Here is a 2,872-nt window from a genome sequence, read left to right on the forward strand (position 1 = left end):
GCCCACGACCCGACCCGACCCGACCCGGTCCCGACCCGGTCACCGTCCACGACCCGGACCCGACCGACCCGCCGGACCCGACCCCGACCGGCTCCACCGAGGCCGACCCCACCCCGACCCTGACGGTGGACCCGACGCCCACGCCGGACCTGACACTCACGGTCAGCGCGGCGCCGCCGGCCGGACCGGCACACCCGATGGGGTCCCCGGCGGTACGGTGACGGTCAGGCTCGGCCCGTCCGGCGCCGGCGGTGTTCGACGGTAGGCGCGTACCGGAGGGGGTGGCGTGGGCGGCGGTGCGGAACTCCGCCCGGTCACCACCCGGCCCGGCCCGGGGTTGCGGATCGCCCGGTTGGTCACCGAGGTGACCGCACCGGCCGTGCTCGTGTCGCTGCTGATCCTCACGGTGAGTTGGCACAGCGCACACCGCCCGGGTCAGGGCCTCGTCTGGGGACTGCTCGGCACGCTCTTCGTCACCGGCATCCCGTTCGCCTACATCCTCGGCGGAGTACGCCGTGGTCGCCTCACCGACCACCACGTCGGCCTGCGGGAACAACGCCGGGCCCCACTGCTGGTCGGCCTGGGCTCGGTCGCGGCGGGCCTCGCCCTGCTCGCCGTGCTCGGCGCGCCCCGCCCGCTCCTGGCGCTCGCGGTGGCCGGGCTGGTCGGGCTGGTGGTCTGCGTGTCGGTGAGCCATTGGTGGAAGATGTCCATCCACTCGGCGGTGGCCGCCGGCACGTTGGTCATCCTGACGTTCACCTTCGGGACCCGGGTGGTGGTCGCCGCGCCGCTGGTGGCGTTGGTCGGCTGGTCCCGGGTGCGACTGCGGGACCACACGGTCGGCCAGGTGCTGGCCGGCGGTGTGCTCGGCGCGCTGATCGCCGCGGTGGTCTTCGGCCCGCTGCGCTAGCCGGACGGCCGGGGTCGGCGGCGCGTCGCCGCCCACCCCGGACCTGTCAGGCGCCGTCGTCGGCGAGACGGTGCCGGTTCGCCTCGATCCAGGCGTCCAGTGCGGCCGGATCGTCCGGGTCCACGCCGTCGGCCATCAGCTGCGCCACCGCGGCGGTGGCCGCGCTGCGCCGCTCACCGGTCGAGTAGAGGCGCGCGAACTCCGGCACCATCTCCTCGATCGCCTCGTCGGTGCGCGTCGTCGCCGCCTCGGGCAGGCCTCGTTGGCGCGACGCGTACCGCGCCCAGGCCCGCAGCACCCGAGGCAGCATCGCCGCGTCGTCCATGTCCAGCACGGCCCGGCGGTGCACCCAGTCGAGCAGGAAGAGCCCGGACACCGCCGGGCTCCAGCGCATCGGGTCGGCGTCCGGGAAGCTCGCCGAGTGATCCAGCAGCAGGCTGAGGCAGAAGTGCAGCGAGGCCAACTCGGGGCCGTCGACGGCGTCCAGCCCGAAACGGGCGGCCTCCGGCGCGGCGAGGAACCGCCGAACCAGCTCGGTGCGCTCGGCGGCCGAGAGCGGCTCGACCTCCGCCGGGCCGGTCGGGTCGGTCGCCGTGGGGAGCATCGCCAGCCGGGCGCCGACCAGCGCCCGGTCGGTGGCGAGGGACCCCTCGCCGGGCAACTCGCCCAGGTCGTCGGTGACCGCCAGGTGGCGGGTCACCTCTCCGCGGAGTCGGGCCGGGTCTTCGGTACGGAACCAGGTCAACTCGTCGTCGGCGCACATCTGTCGGACCTGGTCCAGAATCCGTTCGGCCGGCCCACCCACGAAGATGTCCTTGGTGATCCCGATGTTGTGGTCCACCAGGGCCACCATCGCGTGCTCCGAGCCGCCGGCGGCGTCCTCGTAGGCGAAGGTCGCGAGGTAGGAGGTCTGATCGCCGTACACGTCGCCGTACGCCCAGGCGCCGGTGAGGTGCACCCGGCCCAGCTGGGCGGTCCAGGTGGGGGCCTGGCCGCCCGGGCGCACCCGATCGGTGCCCTCGGCGGTCGGAACGAGCGTGGCGAAGACCTGTCGGATGGTGGTCGCCGCCGCGACCCGGCGGCGTGCGGTGGCGGCGAGGAAACCGGTGACGAACTCCCGGACGGCGGTGTCGCGGTCGGTCTCCGCGATGGCGTAGACACTGCCCAGCAGCGCGCTGCCGAGCATCTCGGCGTCGAGGGCGGACTCCAGCTTGGTCACGTCGCGTGCGGCGTGCAGCACCGCGTCGTAGGGGGTCTCAGGCGTGGCCATGCTCCGACCCTACGCCGCTGCGGGCGTACGGAGAGCGGTAGCGAGCCGTGCGGTGCGTCAGCGGCGGGCGGCGTCCCGCAACGCGTCGCGCGCCTGCGCGTACGAGCCGAGCACGATTCGCACCGGGGTCAGCACGTACTCCTCGCCGACCTGGGCGACCTTGAGTGTGAGCCGCTGCTCGGCCCGGGCCCGGGCCCGCCGCGCGGCCCAGCGCACCACCGGCCGGGTCAGGGTAGCCACCAGCACCCCGGCCAGCAGACCGCCGAGCAGCAGCAGGGTGGGCAGCGGCACCTGACCCACCGTCGGGTTGTCCAACGCGGGCAGGCCGAGGGCCCGAAGCGCGTAGCCGAGCACCAACCAGCCCAGCCCGACCACTGCGGCGAGGGTGACCAACCACTGCACACCGCCGACGATCCGCCACCACAGCGGTCGGCGGTCGAGGCCGAGGTCGGTGCCGGCGATCGTGCGGTCCAGCGCGTCCGGCAGGTCGGCCAGACGGGATCGGGCGGCGGAGGTCACCGCGCCCGGCCAGGCGGCGGGCAGCTCCGTGGCGGCCCGGTCGCCACCGCGCGGATCGCGAGGCCGAGAGCCGAGCGCTGGGCAGCCGTCGGGTCCGGTGACCGAGGTGGCGGCGGACCAGGCCTCTCGGCCGGGTCGGCCGGGTCGGCCGGTCGGACCCGGCAGGTGCAGCC

General features: G+C 75.1%; 2 protein-coding genes and 2 pseudogenes. 2 read left to right on the forward strand and 2 right to left on the reverse strand.

Going from position 1 to position 2,872, the window contains the following annotated elements; translation table 11 throughout:
- Both JM949_RS35045 and JM949_RS35050 read left to right on the forward strand, forming a co-directional pair.
- Nucleotides 1-221 (forward strand): annotated as a pseudogene (locus tag JM949_RS35045) (NlpC/P60 family protein); the annotation flags it as partial.
- Nucleotides 222-286: 65 nt separating this feature from the next.
- On the forward strand, nt 287-910 hold the full coding sequence (locus JM949_RS35050) for a phosphatase PAP2 family protein (RefSeq protein ID WP_203152354.1): 624 nt from the start codon (nt 287-289) through the stop codon (nt 908-910).
- A gap of 46 nt (nt 911-956) precedes the next feature.
- On the opposite strand, the gene JM949_RS35055 is transcribed toward JM949_RS35050, so the two are convergent.
- Nucleotides 957-2,180 (reverse strand): hypothetical protein, encoded by a 1,224-nt coding sequence (locus JM949_RS35055; RefSeq protein WP_203152355.1) that lies wholly within the window; start codon nt 2,178-2,180, stop codon nt 957-959.
- 57 nt (nt 2,181-2,237) lie between these two features.
- Nucleotides 2,238-2,872, reverse strand: a pseudogene (locus tag JM949_RS38875) (ABC transporter); the annotation flags it as partial.

The organism is Micromonospora tarensis (assembly GCF_016803395.1).
Classification (GTDB): domain Bacteria; phylum Actinomycetota; class Actinomycetes; order Mycobacteriales; family Micromonosporaceae; genus Micromonospora; species Micromonospora tarensis.

What these genes read in the sequence shown, in the direction of transcription:
- JM949_RS35055 (WP_203152355.1), bottom strand. Translation starts at nt 2,180, where the DNA reads ATGGCCACGCCTGAGACCCCCTACGACGCGGTGCTGCACGCCGCACGC.